The 20,135-nt window shown below is 60.8% G+C and carries 14 protein-coding genes; 2 read left to right on the forward strand and 12 right to left on the reverse strand.

What is annotated here, in order from left to right:
* The first annotated feature begins 22 nt into the window (after positions 1–22).
* Together MRBLMC3_RS19245 and MRBLMC3_RS19250 are read left to right on the forward strand one after the other, a co-directional pair.
* Positions 23–1,168 (forward strand): XRE family transcriptional regulator, encoded by a 1,146-nt coding sequence (locus tag MRBLMC3_RS19245; protein WP_363831690.1) that lies wholly within the window; start codon positions 23–25, stop codon positions 1,166–1,168.
* Positions 1,143–1,796 (forward strand): hypothetical protein, encoded by a 654-nt coding sequence (locus MRBLMC3_RS19250; protein WP_363831431.1) that lies wholly within the window; start codon positions 1,143–1,145, stop codon positions 1,794–1,796. Before MRBLMC3_RS19245 ends, MRBLMC3_RS19250 begins: the two co-directional genes overlap by 26 nt.
* Before the next feature lie 230 nt (positions 1,797–2,026).
* Here the strand turns inward: MRBLMC3_RS19250 and MRBLMC3_RS19255 are convergent, their stop codons facing one another.
* From MRBLMC3_RS19255 to MRBLMC3_RS19310, 12 genes are all read right to left on the reverse strand, one after another.
* Entirely contained in the window at positions 2,027–4,705 is a 2,679-nt protein-coding gene (locus MRBLMC3_RS19255) for a DEAD/DEAH box helicase (protein WP_363831433.1), read from the reverse strand.
* Positions 4,702–6,360: a site-specific DNA-methyltransferase gene (locus tag MRBLMC3_RS19260; protein ID WP_363831436.1), complete on the reverse strand. Its 1,659-nt coding sequence runs from the start codon at positions 6,358–6,360 to the stop codon at positions 4,702–4,704. The genes MRBLMC3_RS19255 and MRBLMC3_RS19260 overlap by 4 nt, the downstream gene beginning before the upstream one ends.
* Positions 6,357–8,147: an AIPR family protein gene (locus MRBLMC3_RS19265; protein ID WP_363831439.1), complete on the reverse strand. Its 1,791-nt coding sequence runs from the start codon at positions 8,145–8,147 to the stop codon at positions 6,357–6,359. Before MRBLMC3_RS19265 ends, MRBLMC3_RS19260 begins: the two co-directional genes overlap by 4 nt.
* Positions 8,148–8,154: 7 nt before the next feature.
* Positions 8,155–10,476 (reverse strand): AAA family ATPase, encoded by a 2,322-nt coding sequence (locus MRBLMC3_RS19270; RefSeq protein ID WP_363831442.1) that lies wholly within the window; start codon positions 10,474–10,476, stop codon positions 8,155–8,157.
* On the reverse strand, positions 10,476–10,658 hold the full coding sequence (locus MRBLMC3_RS19275; RefSeq protein WP_363831444.1) for a hypothetical protein: 183 nt from the start codon (positions 10,656–10,658) through the stop codon (positions 10,476–10,478). The genes MRBLMC3_RS19270 and MRBLMC3_RS19275 overlap by 1 nt, the downstream gene beginning before the upstream one ends.
* Complete coding sequence (locus tag MRBLMC3_RS19280) at positions 10,655–13,510, reverse strand: SNF2-related protein (RefSeq protein WP_363831446.1); 2,856 nt, start codon at positions 13,508–13,510, stop codon at positions 10,655–10,657. Before MRBLMC3_RS19280 ends, MRBLMC3_RS19275 begins: the two co-directional genes overlap by 4 nt.
* A 76-nt stretch (positions 13,511–13,586) precedes the next feature.
* Entirely contained in the window at positions 13,587–13,922 is a 336-nt protein-coding gene (locus tag MRBLMC3_RS19285; RefSeq protein ID WP_363831449.1) for a HigA family addiction module antitoxin, read from the reverse strand.
* A gap of 9 nt (positions 13,923–13,931) precedes the next feature.
* On the reverse strand, positions 13,932–14,222 hold the full coding sequence (locus MRBLMC3_RS19290) for a type II toxin-antitoxin system RelE/ParE family toxin (RefSeq protein WP_363831452.1): 291 nt from the start codon (positions 14,220–14,222) through the stop codon (positions 13,932–13,934).
* Positions 14,223–14,292: 70 nt separating this feature from the next.
* On the reverse strand, positions 14,293–17,055 hold the full coding sequence (gene mobF, locus MRBLMC3_RS19295; protein ID WP_363831456.1) for a MobF family relaxase: 2,763 nt from the start codon (positions 17,053–17,055) through the stop codon (positions 14,293–14,295).
* The gene (locus tag MRBLMC3_RS19300) at positions 17,055–18,917 is read right to left on the reverse strand and encodes a type IV secretion system DNA-binding domain-containing protein (protein ID WP_363831459.1); all 1,863 of its coding nucleotides are present in this window, start codon (positions 18,915–18,917) and stop codon (positions 17,055–17,057) included. Before MRBLMC3_RS19300 ends, mobF begins: the two co-directional genes overlap by 1 nt.
* Complete coding sequence (locus MRBLMC3_RS19305) at positions 18,914–19,285, reverse strand: hypothetical protein (protein ID WP_363831461.1); 372 nt, start codon at positions 19,283–19,285, stop codon at positions 18,914–18,916. Before MRBLMC3_RS19305 ends, MRBLMC3_RS19300 begins: the two co-directional genes overlap by 4 nt.
* Positions 19,282–20,106, reverse strand: a complete 825-nt coding sequence (locus tag MRBLMC3_RS19310; RefSeq protein WP_363831464.1) for a hypothetical protein — start codon at positions 20,104–20,106, stop codon at positions 19,282–19,284. Before MRBLMC3_RS19310 ends, MRBLMC3_RS19305 begins: the two co-directional genes overlap by 4 nt.
* Between the last annotated feature and the right edge of the window lie 29 nt (positions 20,107–20,135).

Below are 20,135 nucleotides of genomic sequence, written 5' to 3' on the forward strand. Positions count from 1 at the left end.
GGAATCATTCCCAGCCGAAGATATGGGCGAGCGACTCCGGCTAGCGCGAGAGGATGCTAAAATGACGCAAGCTGCGGCAGCGAGTGCCGCAGGAATGGCGCGGACGACTCTCGTCGCTATTGAAAAAGGTCAGCGCCGGGTGCGTCTTGACGAGCTTCGGACGCTGACGGGTACCTATCGCGTCACGATCAACGAGCTGCTGCGTCAGGATCCAATCCAGATCAATCTCCTGCCGCAATTTCGGAAGGTAACGGAATCCGAGGATGCAAGCGTCAATCAGGCAATCGCGCTTCTCAATGATCTTGTGCGCGCCGAAGTCGAATTGGAACAATTGCTCGGTATATCCCGACCTGCTGCCTATCCTCCCGAGACGCCGATTTTGCCGGGGGATGTCCGTCAACAGGCTGAACAGGACGCGCTCGATCTTCGGCAATGGCTGGGGCTTGGCCTGAACCCAATCACTGACATTGTGAGCCTGTTGGAGCTGCAACTTGGCGCGCGTGTTTATGTGCGCAGGCTTCCGCCCAGCATCTCCGGGTTGTTCGCGTTCGATGATGCCGTTGGCCCGTGCATTTTGCTCAACGCCAACCATCCGCGCGATCGACGCGCAAACACCGCCGGGCACGAGACGGGGCATTTCATGTCCACGAGGAAATCGGCCGATGTGCTTGATGACGCCACGTCGGAAACCGCCCGCGAAGAGAGATATGCGAATGCGTTCGGAAGGGCATTCTTGATGCCCGCCCGCGCTGTGAAGCAGAAATTTCAGGATGTAACGGCGGGCGCGTCATCGCTGAGCCGCCGTCATATCATCGTGCTGGCAAATTATTTCGGCGTGTCTCGTGAAGCCTTGGTCCGGCGGCTGGAAGAACTTGGCTTGATAAAACGCGATAGCTGGGATTGGTTTGTTGAAAATGGTGGGATCACCAATGAACAGGTGATTCAGGTGCTCGGCGCTCTGCCAAAGGATGAGCACAAGGACGATGCTGATCGCCCGATCTCGCTTCGCATGAGCATGATGGCGGATGAGGTCTGGAGGCGAGGACTTTTGAGCGAAGGTCAGCTCGCGCGAATGCTATGCCTCGATCGGTTGGAGTTACGTGCTCTGCTGGATGGGCTGGGCGATGAAGGGAGCGAGGCCGATGGGGCTCCCAAGCTGCTTGTTTGACCGGTCTGCGCCTTTGGTTCTCGATGCAAGCGTCGCCATAAATCTCAATGCGACCGGCAAATGTGCGCCTATCCTCGATGCCATCCCGAACCCAATTGTGATTCTCGATGTAGTTTTGGGAGAACTGGAGGCTGGCCGTATCAAGGGGCGAACCGATGCAGATATGGTGGAGGCGCTGATCAAATCAGGACGCGCTCAAGCGGCGCCGCTGTCACCCGAATGCGAGGTTAATTTCCTCGCGCTGGTCTGCGGGCGCGGGTCCGCTACTCTTGATGATGGAGAGGCCGCAACAATTGCATGGGCTGTGGCGCATGGCGGAATACCGATCATCGACGAGAGGAAAGGACTCGCAATCTGTCAGGAGCGCTTCCCATCTGTTCAAACCGGCACCACGGTCGATGTCCTTTCACATGACGATGTGGTCGCGGCATTTGGGCGATACGAGCTTGCCGACGCTATCTTCAACGCCCTCACCATTGCTCGTATGCGCGTTCACGACCGACACATTCCATGGGTCGTCCAGCAGATTGGATCGTCGCGCGCGTCATTGTGCCACAGCCTGCCTCTAAGTGCCCGGACCGCCTACTCGTCGGACGATACGCGGGACCTTTCGGCCCAAGGAACGTGACGCCAGCGGAATGGATCAAGCACAGCTCACGGCACCGATTCCAACAAGATTCGCGTTGTCGGGTGAAGCGAAAGTCAGAACCGACAGACCGGCGACGGCATCACGCCGAGCGCCTCGGTTCTGCCGCCGGGTGCTGCGTGCGCGATCAGGATAGTTCGGGCCAGCGGCCATAGCATCGCGGATGGCAATACCGAGCAGCGCGGGCGCTCCACCATGCATTCTGCGGAGATTCAGTCGCCATATTGCTTGACCAAGAAATCCACCGTGATGTTCTCTAAGATGGCATCATGCGGGATCAGAGCGTAGCGCCAAGGCTTGCCGCCATAGCTGCGGGCGTGTTCGCTCGCCCAGCCGCACCACTGGACCGCAACATCGCGCTTCGCCAGCACGTCCTTGTCGGTCATCTGTGTCGCCATTTTTGGCTCTAGCATGACGATGCAGTCGTCCATCTCGGCAACGAAGTCGGGCTGGTATTCGAGATGGTCATTCCCGCTGCGATAGAACATCTGGAATTGCCCCTTGGCGGGTCGCATCCATTTGAGGGATTCACGTTCAAGGATCACCGCGAGCTTGCGTTCGGTGTCCGAGTGGAACTTCGCAACCATCGATAGGCATTTGGTGAAACCGCCAAACAGGTAACGCGCCATGTTGCTTTTGTCGGCGGGCGAAACGCGATAGTCGAGCGGCGGCGAATTGTCGGTCGTGAAGGCGCTTTCCTTCAGCTCCGTGAAGCCCTGCCGAACCTCGTGGTGATATTCCACGCTATCGTCGAGCCAGAAATGATCCTGCATTTGCGCGTGGACGGCACGGGCAATCTCGCGCTGATGCAGAACGAGAACCTGTCCGGCCTCTTCTTCGGAAAGATAGCTTCGCAGGTGCGTGACCACCTGTCCCGCCAATCCATAAAGCAGGTCGGCATGTTCATCATAAGCGATGTCGGGGAAGTCGATCAGCCCGCTGACGATATAGTCCTCCAGCCGCTCTTCGAGCAGATTGGTCTGCGCCAGCCCGATGACATCGACCTGATCCGTGCGGAGATGCTTCGCCCAAAGCTCTTCGCTGGGGGCCGGATAACGCATCCCCGACAAGTCGAGCGTGAACGGTTTGAAGCCCGCTTTCACTTCGCCCTTCGGCATGACGACGATGCGCGGGATGTCGATGGTGCGATCTGCCATAAGTTTCGCCGTTGCGGCGACAACCGCCGCCATGTCGGGGGCTGGCTTGGCGACGCCTTCAAGCTCCATCTGCGCCGATTGAAACTGGCTCCTGACTTCCTTGACAATCTGCGCCTGCACTTCGGGGCGGCTCAGGTAGGATGTGTTAGGAACCTTGTCGGGTTCACGCGCGAGCTTGCGGAAGGCATCGTAAGCGAGCCGGGCCACCTTCATCTCGTCGGGATCGGTAAAGGCAGGTGGCGGCGTTGCCGGACTCGCCTCGCTCTCGGTCGGCGTCGCCGATTGCAGGCCAAGTCTGGAAAGAATGGTGGGCGCGGCCACGACCGTCACGGTTTTGCGGGAAAGCTCCGTCTCATCGAGCACGAGCTGTTTCAGGCGGATCGGCGAATTTGGATTGTTCGCTTCATCGACGATTTCCTGAAAACGGTCATGCGCGACAATGTTCAAACGATCCACGGCGATGACGCCGGTGCGCCTGCCGTATGGCAGGCGTAGCCCGCGCCCGATGCTCTGCTCGATCAGCGTGCGCGCATTCGCTGCGCGAAGCGGGATAATGGTGTAGAGGTTGGTCACGTCCCAACCTTCTTTCAGCATGTTGACGTGAATGACGATCTCGACGGGATTGTCATTCTGTTCGACGGTGAGCAGCTTCTCGACCGTCTCCTCTTCCTTGACGCTGGAATCGACCTGAATCGCCTTGTCGGCATAGCGGCCTTGGAAAAACCGCTCCGACTGGATCAGGCTCATCAATTCAGCGGCGTGAGCCGTATCGCGCGCAATGATGAGCACGAACGGCTTGACGATGCGCTCCCCATTCTCACGGGCATAGGTTTCAAGATCGACCTTCACGCTTTCGTGGAGGCGAACGCCATCCTCCAGCTTCAGTTGCTGGATCGCCTCGGTCGATTTTCCTGCTGGATTGAAATCCTTGCGCGTGACGACAGCCGGTTCCTTGACGAAGCCGTCCTCCATCGCGCGTGCGAGCGGATAGTCGAAAATGACGTTGCTGAACGGCACAGGCCCGCGCGCGCCTTCGACGAATGGCGTGGCGGTCAGCTCCAAGCCCAGCACCGGCTTCAATTCGTTGATCGCCCGCATTCCCGCTGTCGCGCGGTAGCGATGCGATTCATCCATAAGCAGAACCAGGTCGGGCAAGTTCGCGAGATAATCGAAATAGCTCTCGCCAATTTCCTCCCGGAAGGAACGAATGCGCGGGCTGCGCCCTCCGCGCACTTCAGAGGCGATCTTGGCGATGTTGAAAATGTTGATCGTCGTCGGGAAGAGCTGACCGCCCGATGCGATTTGACGCTCATAGGTTTCGCCGGTCGTAAGCACCGGCGGCGAAATGGCGAACTCGGAAATGCCCTTGAATACATATTTAGGCGTGTTCGCGGTGAAGTCGGCGATCAGCTTGTTATAGATGGTGAGGTTCGGCGCGAGCACGAAGAAGTTATTGATGCCGTGCGCCAACTTTAAATACGTGATGAAGGCGCCCATGAGGCGGGTCTTGCCCACGCCGGTTGCCAACGCAAAACAGATCGAAGGAAAATTGCGTTCGAAGTTCGTGACGCCCGGAAACTCGCTTTGGATGATCTCCAGAGCGGCGGCGATGTCGGCAGTTTTTGTCGGCGGGACGATCTTGGTAACGCGGTCGAGGATTTCCAAGCTCCGGCGCTGCGGCGCGCGCAAGCTCAGCCGCCCAGCAACGGCATTAACGTGACGGAGATTGCTCATGCGGCGTCTCCATCATCGAACAATCCGCCCTGCCGTGGAACCGGCGCGACTGGAAGCTCCGCTTGCGGAAGATTGGCGACATTGAGGCTATAATCGTCATGCCCCCATTCGCACCGGTTGCGGATGTGGTTGGGAATCTTGCGAACGGTGAGATTCGGCCAAAGATCGGTATTTCCTCGAAATGCGGCGCATAGGATCAGTAGCGAACGCCCATCGCCCACATCCTCGCTCAATGCCGCCAGTTCCTCCGGCCCCAAGGTTTGGGTCGTCACATATAGGAAGTCGGCTTCGGATGAATGGCCCTGCTGCCAATAGACATCGGGGCTGGGCGCATATGTGAAGCCCTCCAGCTTGCATAGCGCCTGCGCCAACATCTCGGCGTTGTATCCCTTGGAAATAACCTCGCGGCCCCATTTGTCTTTTTCGAGCAGCGACGGGGCGAGTTCGTAGTAGCGGAACCCGCCGCCGCCTTTCCAATCGACCGCCTTGCTAATGCCGCCTTGATCGGTGCCGTCGATCACCTTCCGCAAGCGCGGTGCGACGTGTGTGAAGCAATGATCGCCCAATTCAACCATGACCCAGCGCCGCCCCATCTTGTGCGCCACAGCGCCAGTGGTCCCTGAGCCAGCGAATGAGTCGAGAACCAAATCGCCCTCTTCCGAAGCCAATTCTAGAATGCGCTGAATAAGACGCTCCGGCTTTGGTGTCGTGAATTGCTCAACATCACTAAAGAGGGACTGAATTTCGATCTTCGATGTTCGATTGCTGCCCACGTCGTTATGGGTCCAAATCGTTTCAGGCGGGCGGCCTGTCGAGCTGTCGGCATAAATACGGTAATAAGCGGACCATCCTTGCCGCCCTTTGACCCATTCGATTTTATCAGCCTCCGCCTCAACTTTTTTCGGAGACCATCGCCAGCGTCCTTCGACACCGTCCGGGCGCATTGGAAAGACCTCTGAGCCATCCGGCGCGGTGAGGGCGTAATACATGGTGGGGCGTGCTTCTCTTGTATCGTCACCACTTCCCATCGCCCTCAGCGGCTTGGTGTAATAATGTCGGCCCTTCTCATCGATTTTGTTAAAATGCGTTGCTACTTCCCCCGTGTTTAAACGCGCAAGCTTCGCACGCTCTATATCCTTAGCATATGTAAGGATGTGATCGTGACGCGAGGAGAAAAAGCGGGAGTCCATTTTCGGACTATCTGATTTTTCCCAAATTACATTGGCAATAAAATTTGATCGCCCGAAAATCTCATCGCACAGCACTTTGAGGTAGTGCGCTTCGTTGTCATCGATGGTGATCCAAAGCGAGCCGTCTTCCGACATCAAGCGACGAATGATCTCCAACCGATCACGCATCAGCCCAAGCCAGATGCTATGCTCCAGTCCATCGTCATAGTGGGTGAAGGCGCTGCCGGTATTGTACGGCGGGTCGATAAATACGCACTTCACCTTGCCCGCGCAATCCGCCTCCAACGCTTTCAGCGCGAGCAGATTGTCACCATGAATCAGCACATTGTCGAAAACGTCGTTCTCGCTTACGCGCGCGGCGGCATGATAGCTCTTCTCCGCATCCTCGATCAGAATGCGCGGCTCCAGCCGTGGCCGGTTGTCCTTCCCCACCCAAGTGAGTTCAAGTTTCTGTTTCGATTTCATGTGAGATTACCGATTTGGGGGGCTTGGGTTGAAAGGAAATTGAATAGGCGCACCGGATATGGATCATTGCCAATAGGCAACGCGAGTAGCGGCGGAAGCGCGGGGTTTGCCTGAAAACCGTAATGCTCGGTCATCGACAGCCGGATAATGTCACTGACATCCGCCTGTGTCTTGAAAACACTCAACGGATTACGCCCGGCACTGAACGGCTGGGTCTGCGCCCACACGGTCTGACGGAGGGTGTCCAGTTCAGGGCCAACAACCGCCGTAAGACGTGGCAGGCTAAGAGGCGGGTGCCCCGCAATCTGATTGCGAAGCCGCTTCATCATCACGAAGGCGACGGCATATGCGCCGTGCCGATAGGCCAGTCCCTCTTGGTTGGTGGGCGCGCCCGCAGCCTGCTCGTTCATGTGGGCGATGATATAGCGAAACGCGATCACCGCATTCCGCAGCTGCAGCGCGGACAGCGCGGGCATGAAGATCGTCGAATAAGGATATTGCCCAACCTTCTGCACGCTCGCGGCGTTGCGCTTCGCCATCACCGGAAGGCGGGGATCGGGCTGGAGCATCGACAATGCAAATGCGGCCTCCTCGACACGAATGATCGTCGGGTCGGTGAGGTCAAGGGCCTCGGCCTGATAAGCGTAGCGATAACCGACAATCGCCAGCTCACGGCGGATGCGTTCCTGCTCCGCATCGAGTGCGACGAAATCCGCCTTACCGACATCGTTCTGATGGTTTCGCGCACGGGTGACGGATTGCCCGAAATCATTCTCGGCATCGGCCGCGATGATCGTCACGAGCACGCGCGCGTCCGATATGCTTGCGGCTCCGGCAGTTCCTAAGCGACGCGCCGCCGTGGCAACTGTCTGGGCGCCATTGACGATGGACAGCTTATCGAGCTGAAAATTCTTTCTCTCGCGGCCTCCCCGTCGCCCTTGGACGCTGCTGCACAGGGCGGTGACGCCGTTGTTGAAAAACTCGAAATCGGCCGCATTGTTGGCTAGGCTGTTGTCGATGGAGCGGTTCACATCCGTGCGATGACCGAGCGATGCGCGAATGTTCCGCGCATAAAGCGCCTTCCCATGCTGCAAATGAAGTTGCGCCAACTGCTCCAATTTCACCATGCCGACATAGGCCGTCCGGTTGCCGGAAACCTTGGCCCAATCGAAAAGCGTCAGCCTGCAATCAATCCGCGCATGTGCATTCACGTCGCGGAGCGCGGTCAGAATATCCTGAGCGGAATAATCTAGAACCGGATCGACGAGCCGCTCTTCGCCGTGCGCGGGATCGGCGATCAAGTCGGCGATGGCCTGCGCGGGATACTGTCCGAGCTGATCGCCCGTATGCGCGATGACGAGTTGGATGCGTTCACAATCGTCCAGCGCGGCATCAATCTCCACCTGACGATCCAGCACGTTCTGATTGAAGCCGGTGTAGTCAGACGCGATCAGTTTGCGGATGCCCTGACAGAACGCATTGGCTTCATCCTGCGTGAACTGCGCCGACGCCTTCAATTTGCTTTGGATCAGGAACAGGGTCTTGATGTCGGCCTGATAAAAAATGGCGTCGATGCCAAGATCGCCGAAATCATCGACGACCGACGAGCAAGCGTCAGCAACGCTCGCCCCGCAATGGTGGTGGACGACGAACGCGCTGATGGACCGTGCGAGATTCTTCTGATCGTTCTGCGCCACGTCCTGCGACGGTTGCAGCAGCGGGGGAAGACTCCCGACATAGGCATCGACAAGATGGCGCTTGAGAAGAGTTTGCTGGGCCGCGTCCATGTCGCTCCTAGCCCGGCTTCTTCAAGGGATGGAGGCGACGGCTATCACCGCTGTTGCGCCAGTAACTTCCCGATTTGTCGTTGCTAGGCCAACCATGTTCGGGGTGCGTCAGCGCATCGACTAGAAGCAAAACGTGTTTGGCAAAGCCAACGGCATCTGTGTCGAGTAACTCGAACGAAATAGCTTTGAAATGCGCGCCAAACGCATTGCGCACCTGCGCGATGCGTGTCAGTTCATCAAAGATCGGCTTCAACTCGACGGTACTGGTGGACGCGACGGTTGCGTCGGCAATACCGTCGCGGATTTCCACTTTTAGCGCCTCGCGCAGCTTACTGCCGATAGCAGGCAACAGGTCGCCCAAGGTGTAGGCAGCGCCATGACGGCGTGGCACGGCGCATTCATATTTCAGAGTGAGATAGTCCAGCACCGCCTCAAGGATCACGCCGGCCTTGCTGCAAATGGCCTGCGGATCAATCGGCGATTCCGCCAGAAGCGCCCGCAGCCGGTCAACTTCCGGCAGGGAGCTGATGATGCGAATGCCATCGTCGATTGCCCAGCCGGTCAACTCCACGAACTGGCAGGACTGGCCGGGCTTCAACCAGCCCCAGCGGTATTTCTCACGCCACGGGCGATAATGGGTGGTGACGATGGTATGCTTAAACCGGGTGCTGATTTCGTAGATCATGCCGATCACGCGCTCGACATGCGGTTCGTCCACGCTGCCCAGAACGTCGTCAAGGATCAGCACGGTTTCATCGGCGCGATCCCGCGCGGCGAGCGCCAGGAACACGCAAAGCCCCAGCGTGTCCAGATGGGATTGGCTGAAATAGGCTTGGGGCGGCGCGTCGTGGCCGGAGAAATCGGCCTTCAATTCGATGGAGGCGCGCTTCTTGGGGTCAAGCTCAAGCGCGATGGTGTCCAATCCCTCGCCGGGATGCACCTTTTCGTAGAGCTTGCCGACTTCCTGCGCGATTTCGGTGATGATGCCGTCGGTGAATTTCTGGCGCTCCTCAACGCACTGCGCCAGCGCGGTGTCGACGTTTGGAATCAGGTCGGCCAGTTCTTTCACGCGGGCGGCATTGCTATCGTAACGCTCGGCGGCGGCCTTAAGCTGGGCGAGGAATCTGCTCTCGTCGCGCCAGCCCGCCTCAATCCCGGCCCATGCTGCGGCAATCGCCTCGTTGGCGGCCAGCCACGCGGGTAACGCAGCGCTGTCGGTCGGCGGCGGCGCGGCGGGAAGCTGCACGGTTGCCTTCCACTGGTGGCCGGTCTGGGCCGTGGTGAACGTGGTGACGGCTTTCTGGTAGTCCGCCTGCGTCTGCCCCAATGCCGTTTCGGCATTATTCAATGCCGTTTGCTGGGCATTCTTGTTCGCGTGGGCAGTCCGCAACGCCGAAAGCGCATTGAGCTTCGCGTCGATCTGGGCCGCCAAGCCTGCGATATTTTCATCGCTAGCGCATAGGGGACATTCGGTCGATTGCGGATGCGCGTGGAAGTAAGCACGGCCTGCTTCCAGCACGGGCAATGTTTCACCGGCCCCCTCGGTGGCGGTGGCAATCGCCGCGCCCAAAGCCTGCTCCGCCAGTGCCAATGCGTCCTTGGCGCTCGTCACCGCGCTGTGGCGGGTGGCGAGCTTTTCGAGGTAGCCTTTGAGGGCGTCGAAGACCGCCCGCAATTTGCCAATCGCCGCGATGTCAGCATCCAAGCCGGTGGTCGGCTCAGCCAATTTCTGCTTGGCCCATGTGACGGCATTCAAACCCGCCGGGCTACCCGCAGCTTCATAAAAGCCCTGCAACGCGGCCAAGTTCTCCTGCTCTGCGGCCTGCGCCTGCTGCTTTTCGGTCGCCAGCGTTTTGCCAAGCTGGCGGAGCGTTTCTTCGGAACGCTCATATGCTTCAATGTCGATGAAGCGTTTGATGGCCTCATAACGGGCGGCAGGCTGTGCTTGGATCAGTTCCAGAATCTGCCGCTGGCGCAAAAGCTCGATCCGGGGGCGTGCCGATATAGGCGACACCGACACCTTCTTATCGACGATCCTGCCGGAGCATTTGGCCGTGTGGGTTTCCAAATCCACTGCCAAGGCGCTCGCGGGTTTACCGGCAGTCGGCCAGAATTTTTCCAGCCCTTTGCCCATGCCGCGATTTTCCAGCGAACCAATGCGCTCAAAGGCCAGAAACTCGAACGCATCGCAGATGGTCGTTTTGCCGGTGCCGTTCTCACCATAGATCAAGGTGAGCTTCTTGTTCTTCTCGAAGTCGAGCGTGAACGTTGCGGCGGAGCCGCGAAACGCGGTCAGCGTCAGTGATTTCAGGGGTGCTGACCCGGCCATCAGCTTGTGGCCTTCGCCGACGCGAGGTCGATCTCAAGTTTCCAATCGCTGCCCTGCATGGTGCCAGCGGCGATTTTCGCAATAAGGACATCGCGTTTGTCAGCACGCAGCAAGCCTGACTGAATCAAGCGATCCACGGTCAACGCGGCCAATTTTGCCGATGGCACTGCTTCGTCGCTCATCGCACCCCCCACCGAATCGTGAAGAGCGGCTGGACGTGGATATTCTGCTCCAGCTTCCCTTCGATCTGAGCAATAAGTTGCGTGCGCTGCTCGTCAATTTTATCCTGCGCGTCGAATAGTGAGCGGCGCTTGGTTGAACGTTCCGCTTCCAGCGCCTTGACCGCTTTTTGCCCTGCCAGCTTTTCTTCCAGCGTCAGCGCAACGGTGGCGGCGCGCCGGGCTTCCCTGATCTGGCGATCAAGCTCCTTCAATTCGCGCTCCAGCCCAACCTTCAAATCGTCGGCCCAGCCGTCCAGCTTGTCGGCCTCGGCCTCAAAGAAGCGGGCGTTGCGTTCGGAAATGCCCTGGCGAATATTTGCCTGCTGCGCGAGCAAGGCATCGGCCAATGCCGTCGCAATGTCGCCCGGTTCGCTGGCCTCGCCCGCCACCGATCCGCCGACGGTCATCAGCCGGGATGCGGCTTCGTTGCCAAGCGGCGTTCCGTCGTCACCGATGCCGGACAACAGCAAATGGTCTTCACTTTGGCCAAGGGCATCAACCGACAAGAGCGATGCGACGAGCCAGCCGGATTTGCCGACGAGCGGCTCGACCTGCGAAATGCGGCCTTCATGATGCGAGTAATCGAACACGATCTCGGCGGTCGGCAAGGCGCGGGAGCGCGCCCGCGACACGATGGCTTCGCCGAGGGGGTGATTGACGCGGAAGAAATGCGCATCGCCGGAACGGCGGGGCAATTCATAGAGGCCGATGGGAACGTTGCTGCCAGCGATCCAGTCCGGCAAAGCGTTGAGCCGGAATGAGGATGAATCGACGAAATCCGCCGCTCCATCCAGCTCATGCTTGGCCAGCCGCATCAACTGCGCTTCAAACTGGCTAAGGTGCAGGTTGGTGTCGGCGTTGCGGACTTTCAGCTTCTCCCGAACCTCGTCGTCGAAATTCTCCAGCAGCTTTTGCCGGGCGTGGGTCATCGCCTCGTTGATTTCCAGCGTCAGCTCCTGCTGGAGTTCATCGAACGCTGCCTTGATCTCGCCGGTCTGGCGGCACTGCTGATAGATACCGGCAATGCGCTTTTCAAAATCGACGCCGGATTCAATGACGCCCAGCACCTCGTCGCTCGCGCCGAAGACGCCCTCGAACAACTGGAATTTTTCGGACAGGAGCTGATAAACGCGCTGGTCCGCTTCGTTCTTCCGGTTGAGGAAGTTGACGACCACGACATCGTGCTTCTGGCCGTAACGATGACAGCGGCCGATGCGCTGCTCGATGCGCTGCGGGTTCCACGGCAGGTCGTAATTCACCACCATCGCGCAGAATTGCAGGTTGATCCCCTCGGCACCGGCTTCCGTGGCGATCATGATTTTGCCGCGTTCGCGGAAATAATCGACCAGCGCGGAGCGCATGTCGGCGGTCTTGGAGCCGGTGACGCGATCCGATCCGGCGTGGCGGGCCAGCCATTCCTTGTAGATGGCCTTCGATTCTTCGTCGGTGTTGGTGCCGTTGAACAGGACAATGTGGTCGGCATAGGGGCTGTCCGCCAGCACGCGAAGCAAATAGGATTGCGTGCGGCGGGACTCGGTGAAGATGATGGCTTTTTCGTCCGCGCCAAACTCACGCGCCTTGGCGAAGCCAACCTCCAGCGCCTTTAGCAAGGCACGCCCCTTGGCGTTCTGTTCGATGGAGGTTGCCAGCGTTGCAAACTCCCGCAGCTCGGCGATTTCAAGCTCCAATGCCCGCTGGTCGGCTTCGGTTAGCGGCTCGGCTTCGTCATCCGCCCACTCTTCTGCCGTTTCGTCCAGCGCCTCGTAATCCTCGTCCAGTTCCTCGACGAGCGAGGCGGGCTTGCCCTGATCGAGCCGCTTTTGAAGCCTGTTGGAGATGGAGGTGAGCGCCCCGGCAATGGCGAAAGTCGAAGATGCCAGCAGCTTGCGCAGCACGAGCGTCATCAGCGAACGCTGGCTGGCCGGGAGCGCCTGTAGATTGTCACGCTGCAAATAGGCTGTGACGAGATTGTAGAGCCGGTCTTCGGCCTCGTCCGGGCTGAACTCCTCAAGGATTGCATGGCGCTTGGTGTAGGGAACATAGGCCGTGACCTGACGTCGCAAGGTGCGGTGGCAGACCGGCTTCAAGCGTTCCTTCAAAATCTGGAATGTGCGCTCCTGCGCGCCGCCGCCGAATTGCTCGCGGAAGCTCTTCAAATCGCCGAACGTGTGTTCGTCGATGAAGCTGACCAGTCCATAAAGCTCCAAGAGCGAATTTTGCAGCGGCGTCGCCGTCAACAGCAACTTGTTGCGTTCGGCGAGCGCGCTTTTTAGCGTGTTGGCGATGACGTTGGACGGCTTGTAGACATTACGAAGCCGGTGGGCCTCATCGATCACCACCAAATCCCACGGAGTGGCGTGCACGTCCGCCGCCTTGTTGCGCGCGAACTGATAGGAGCAAATGACAATGCTGTCGGTGCGGTCGAAGGGGCGGAAATTTCCGGCTTTGACCTCGGCGTTATAGGGCTTAGATTCAATGATCGTGCAGGGGATGAAAAACTTCTCGTTGAGTTCCTGATGCCACTGTTTGCGCAGGTTGGACGGCGCAATGATGAGGATGCGCCGCTTCCCTTCCGCCCAGCGTTGGGAAATGACCAGTCCGGCTTCGATGGTTTTGCCAAGGCCGACCTCATCCGCCAGCAGCGCCCCTTTGGACAGCGGCGAGGCGAACGCGAACAGGGCTGCGTCCACCTGATGGGGATTCATATCGACCTGCGCACCAGCGACAGCGACGGCGAGCTTTTCGCTGCTATCGGAGGAGCGCTTTCTTGTTAGATCAGCCGCGATATATTTCGAGTGATAATCGGTGATCACTTACTCTGCCCCCCGACAACCACCCTGTAAGGTTTGGTTGATCCCCACAACGATTGATTGGAATGGAACTCGCCTTTTAAAGCGCAGCAGAAGGCCCCGCCTCGGTAGGTAGCCCCTTAAAGGGCGCGACATTGATCTCGCCCTCGCGCTTACGGGCTTGCGCGATGTCATAGCTGTTCTGCATCCGCATCAGCGTGTCCATCGAAACTCCGAACGCCTTCTCGACGCGCAGCGCCATTTCGGAGGAAAGCTGCGAATGCTCGTTGAGCAACGTTGAAAGCGTAGCGCGGGTGACACCCAACACCTGTGCCGCCGCCGTCACCGACAGGCCCAGCGGCTCGATGATCTCATGCTTGATGAAACCGCCGGGATGGGCCGGGTTCTTCAAGCGGATGCCTGCAATCGAAGCCATAGCCACCTCCTAGTGGTAATCTTCGTAGTTGAGGTCGATGATCTCGATCTCGTCGCGGTCGATCCGAAACGTCATCCGCCAGTTCTTGGTGACGAACAGGCTCCACGTTCCCTTGCGGTCGCCGGTCAGCATATGGGCCTTCCAGCTTGGCACGGTGCGAAGCTCGTCCTCCCGCTCCATGTCCTGAAGGAAAGTGACCATGCGCCGGACCTTGGCGACAACGGCGGGTTGAAGGCCGCTTTCATCGTCATCCTCGATGAATCGCCGCAATCCCTTGTGGATCACGTTTCTGATCTTCATGATTGCTCCTATCCCAAGATTCGTTCGGCGTCAAGTGACGCAATACAGTCTGAGGGTGCGACGTGGCCGGTCAGCCCATCCCGGCCCCCACCTCCTTGTCGGCGGCAGGCGTGGGCATGACTGCCTGCGCGATGGCGGTTTGCACCTGTCCGGCGCGCTCGTTGATCGCGGATACCAGCTTGCCGCGATCATTGGTGAAGATGGTCGCCGATTCCTTGGCGCGAGAAATGCCGACATAGAAACTCTTTTGATCGACAAGGTTGGTCGCCTTGCTGTCGGCATGGATCATCACATGATCGGCGGTGCGACCTTGTGCGGCAAAGGCGGTATCGACATAGGCATGGGCGATATGCCGATCGCGCGCGGAATCGAGATTGAGCGTTTCGGTCGTCCCTCGCGCAGTCTGGATCGTGGCGGTACGGGTCTGCTCGTCCACCGCGATCACCTCGCCACGCCCGCCGTTGATCCTGCCTGCCTCACGGTCGTTGCGGGTGAAGCGGATGGCGTCGCCGGTATTCAGGTCCATCGGCTGCGGCGCGAAGGCTTGGACGTGGTCCGCACCCCATTGCCGCAAGCGCCAATCCACCTCGCGGCCATCCTCGGATTTGAGCGCGATGGCGGCTTTCGCCCGGTCGATGCTCTCCACCCGGTAGGCTTCTCCCCGCGTCACCCCTTTGTCGGCATAATCGCGGGTGAAGCGCACAACATCGCCTTTGTCGTAGCTCATCGGGTCGCGGGCCTCGGCGCGGGTCAGCCCCTTGTTGGCAAGGCTCTCCACGGTGATGGTGGGGCCGGTCAGCGCGCCCGATCTGGTCAGCGCCGCGCGAATATCGGCGGTCAGCGCGTCGCGCCCCTCGCGTGACGGCTCGATAACAAGGGTGCGGGCGCGGCTGGCTTTGTCGAGTCCGGCATATCGCTCGGCCATGGCGGCGAAGCGTTCGGTGCGGTCGGCACTCTCGACGATCTGGCCGCCGCCCCGGTCCAACGCCGCGAGCGCCTTTTTGGCGTCCCCCTCGATCGACGCCAGCACGGCCTCCTTGGTGGCGTCATTGGTCTGCCGGACGATCTCGCCCAGTTTGGCGGTCTCCATGCCTGCGCCTTGCAACTGCGCGAACGCCGCGCCCGCCTCGACCGATCCAAGCTGCTTCAAGTCGCCGACAAGGATGATGCGGGCATCTTTCTTGTCGGCCAGGTCGAACAGCCGCGCGGTATCGCGCGCCGACAGAAGTGATGCCTCGTCCACGATCCACGCGGCGGGCTGGCCCAGATGCGAACGCTCGGGCGACAGCAGGTGCCGCGCGACGGTATCGCTGCGCGTGCCCAGCGCCTCGCCCAGCACCATCGCGGCCGATGCCGTGGGTGCAAGCACGACAACAGCTACACCGCGCGCCTCGGCCTCGCGAGCGAAGGTCGCGAGAACCGTCGTGGTCTTGGCTGTTCCCGCATAGCCCTGAACGGCGGTAACGCGGTTGCGGCTGGTCAGAAGCTGGGTGGTCGCGCTGCGCTGCTCGGCATTCCAACCGAAACCCGCGCGCTCCGATTGCGCCGCTGCGCCGGCGACGGCCTTGGCGGCGGCAAGCGGTGAAGCGATAGAGGAGAGACTGCCGCGCCCCTCGGCTTCGATCCGGAGCATCTTGGCTTCGGTCTCGATGTTCTGGCGGGTGGTGAACCCGTCGAACGCCGCGCCTCGGCGGTCCAAAAAGGTCCGGTCGATCAATGCGCCCTCTTTGGTCGCGGCGTCGATGGCCGCGCCGATCTGCGCATAACCGATCTTGCCCAGCCCGATCCGTCCGGCTTCCTCTTGCAAGGCAGTAGCGGAAAAAACCGACTGACGTTCTGCCAACTTGTCGGCGGCATGGGCAACGGCGCGCGCTGCGGCTCCGTCGCCCTGCATGTCGATGGCTGCACGGCAGGCAGGGTCGACGGCCTTGGCCTCGGCCTGCGCGATCATCGCCAGCCGCGCCTCCGCGCTAAACCCGGCTCTGCTGGCCGTGTCACGCCAGTCGGCAACAAGGGCAGCATGATCGGTCTGGGCCTTCGCTTGCCGGGTATCGAGCGCGGCGATCTGCTTTTCGGCGGCGCTGGCGGTATCGCGGGACGTGCCGCGCTCTGCAAGCGCCGCCTCGATCTCGGCGCTGCGGGTGCTGAACGCCTCCATGACCCTGCCGGGCACGCCTTTGATCTCGAACAGCGAGTCCTTGCCGGTCTCGATCTCATAGCCGAGTTCGCGCACCTTCAGCGCCAGTTCCTGCCGGTAGATCGCGCCGATCTGCTTTTGAAGCTGGTAGATGGCGCGCGGCTCGAGGCTGCGCCACGCGCCGTCCTCGTCCCGCGTCGCGTTCATGATGACATTGTGGGTGTGAAGCTGCGGGTCTTGCGCGCGGCTGGCGCCGTGCTGGAAGCTGGCAACTATCAGATTGCCGGTCGCCTCGCGGGCAACGGTGCCCCCATCGCGGATGCGGGTGGCGGCCATATGCTTTTCGACATGCGCCATCGCGGTTTTGACCGCTTTACCATGCGCCGCGATCAAGCGCCGATCGCCCGCGACCTCGGCCATGATCGACACGGACTTGGGGGCGCTCAAGGTCACATCCCAGCCAGGGCGATGCTCAAGCTGGCCGTCGCGGAAGGTGCCAAGCCGCTGATCGCCGACCCTGCCGTCGAGCAAGTCCCGAAACTGGTCACGGTCGACCTCGCCCGACAGGCCAAGCGCGTCCGCGCCTTGGCCCTGCCATTCCGAAGGCGACAGCCCGTCTTCGGCATAATAGTCGTCGGCCTCGTAATAGCTGGCGGCCTGCGCCGAACTGGTCAGCGCCGAAACGGACGCGACCATCAGACCGGCCCCTGATCGTCGTGTGATGGCGGCGGGGGCGGCGATGGCTCGGGCGGGGCCAGCCCCATTTGCTCCCAAAGCGTCATGCCCGGCTTGCCCGCGACGAAACCTGGCTGGCGCGCAGCACCGCGCCACGCGACATGATCGGCGGTCAGCCTGATCCGCGCGACCGGCAAGCCATCAGGAAACAGCAGGAAGCCCTCGAACTTAGGCAGACGCAATTCGCTTTCCAGCACGGCGGGCCGCGTCCGCCGCATCCGGCCCAATGTGGTGCGGGCCGCATCGTCGCCCTCGGCCAGCGAATCGGTCATGGTCTGGATCTCGACCTCGCATTCGCCGATGGTCTGGCTCGCCCATACCCGGGTTTCGCTGTCGATGGTTTGCAGGAACAGCTTGCTGTTGCAGCAGCCCAGCATCGCTTCGGCGATCTGCGGCCCGTAGCGATGCCGCATCTGGCCGAGCGCCTGAAAGGTCAGCACCACCGCCGCGCCGAACTTGCGGCCCTCGGGCAAGAGCCGCGCGAGATTATCGACGCGCGGCAAATCGGCCAGCTCGTCCAGCACGAACCAGATGCGCCGGTCGGGCGACGGCGGCAGGCCCAGCACGGCGCTGGCCGCGCATTCGAGCCAGCAGGCGAGCAAGGGCTTGGACGCTTCGAAATAATCCTCCTTGCGGGGGACGAATATCCAAGGCTTCGCGCCCGTTCGCTTGTCGAGTCCGGTGATGAAGTCGCGGAAGGCGAAGGGCGTCCCGCCGCTGCCCTCGGCGCGCAGGAACTGGATCAGGTCGGCGGCCTTGGCGAGCATGAACAAGACGCTGCCGGTCGCCCGGTCGGCGTCGTCGGCGAAGGTGCGCGCCGATGACGTGTCTTTCAGCCGCTCCTTCAATTGCTCCTTGGTCATGTTCTGCAGCATGGCGAGCAGGTCGGGCAGCGTGGGCTTGCCCTTTTTCCAGAGTTCGCGAAGCATGTTGGCGACAAGAATGCGGCTGGTTTCCAGCCACACGTCATTTTCGTGCTGGCCCGTCTCGGTGATGAACTGGCGCGCGATGCGCGCCGCGTCGGCGGGATGGACGATCTCGGAAAAGGGTGTCCAGAAGGCGCAGCGGTCATCGAACGGATTGAGGATGATGTCGCCACGTTCGGGCCGGTAATAATGGGCGATGAACTCGCCGCTGGTGTCATAGACCAAGGCGGCTTCGCCGCGCGCTTCGATCCCGTCGAGCAACTGGCGCAGCGCCGTGGTCTTGCCGCTGCCGGTCGTGCCGATCATCGCCATGTGGCGGGTTTCCAGCCGCGACGGGATCGGCACCCTGCCGATCGACAAGGCATGGCGACCGGCTTCCTTGACGGTCAGCTTCGCCAGCTTCTTCTCGGTCGTGACCAAGGTTCCGGCAATCACGCGATCCTGCAAGGCCCGCTCGCGCCGCCGCCGCATGGCCCCGCGCAACAGGAACAGGCTGGCGAGCCAAGCGGCAAAGCCGAATTCCGCGCCGCGTTTGGCATAGGACAAGGCAATATCGACCGACTGGCGATAATAGGGATGCGCTATGGTCGCGCGGGCTGACAGGCCATCATAGGTCCGGCCTCGAAGGCGGATGCTGACGGCGGTATCGGCGGTCTTGTCCGACAGCACCCATAGTTTTGCCGCCGCTGCGGCATAGGCGCTGATGGCGTCGATCCGGGCTTGATCCAGCATCATATAGGGCACGGCGACCGCGCCCAGGACGACCGACGCCAGCATGATAGCGGCCTGCCGTTTGAGGCGGTCCCACTGATGGCCGAGTCGTTGGTGACGCAGGGCGTCGGCATGGATGCGCTGGTCATGGGGTTGGGCCTGTCCCGAGCCTTTCGAACGGGTCACGGCCGCTTCTCCTGTGAGAGCCGCCGTTGGCGATCGTAGGCGGCGTTGATCTCGGCGGTGATGATTTCATCCGTCTTGCGCGCGCCGGTCGCCGCGCTGCGGGCGTAGCAATAGGCCGCGCACGCGGTGAACAAGGCACGGTCCAGCATCCGCTCCACGTCTACGATGCGGGTGCTGACCGATGCCAGTTCGGCGACGAGTTCCCGGTTGCCGGTGTCGGGCGTCGGCGGGTTGGAGAGCGCCGCAATGCCCGCTTTCACGCTGCGTTGAAGCACGGCGTAAGCGCTCATGCCGTGGCGCTCGGCCAGCGCCCGAACCGCCTTGTCGAGCGAGACAGGTAGGCGGACGGTATATTGCACCGGCTTCATAGCGCTGCCTCCCGGCGAGTGCGCAGCGCACTCGCGAAAAGCCGTGCAATTGCGACGGTTCGCCAATCCGCCGATGCCACGCACTCGCTGCGCACTCTCGAAAAACGGCGGAAAAGCTGGATGCACCCGTGCGTGAGGTGTGTATCTGAATTACTGGCTCGATGCGCAGCATCGCAGCCCTGCAACCTTGCCATAAAGACGGCCGGATCAAGCATGGTCCGATCCGTTCCGGCAGGCATTGCACAAGGCCCAGCGGATTCGCTTGAACAACAATCGCCGGATTCGCCGCTGGCCTCCGGCACGGCCTCTGTCGCCAGTCTGGGCGAATGCTCGGCCGCCCATCGGGCAATCATCGCGCGGGCTTCATGGTCGGCCTCGCGCCGATCGATCTCCCGAGGCTGGCGCGGCTGATCGTAAAGGCCATACTCGACGATCCAGTCATGCAGGGTCCGGTCGATTGCATGCTGCACCCGGCCATCGAGCCGATTGGCTTCGACAGGATTGAGATGCGCGATAATGTGCGGAGCCTCGATCAGCGCGCCGAGCGGAAGATAGGTTTTGCCCGCCCTTTGCAACGGGCCGTCGAGACGCAGCGTTGAAATGACGCCCCGGTGGATGTGGAGCGGCGGGCGCTCGTTGATGGTCCATTGGGAGATCGAACAACGATAGGTCTCGCCGTCCTCGTCGTCGGCGAGCAGCCGCTTGATGAGCGGCAGAGTGAAGCGGGCAATGCGATAATCGGCGGTGAAGTGGAGGCTGACCTTGCGGCCAGCCCAGCGGAGATCGGCAAGCCGATCCAAGGCGCGGTGGGAAATGGACATGCGGCATCCTTTCGGGAAATCACGATAGC

It is taken from the genome of Sphingobium sp. LMC3-1-1.1 (assembly GCF_040676285.1).
Taxonomy (GTDB): Bacteria; Pseudomonadota; Alphaproteobacteria; order Sphingomonadales; family Sphingomonadaceae; genus Sphingobium.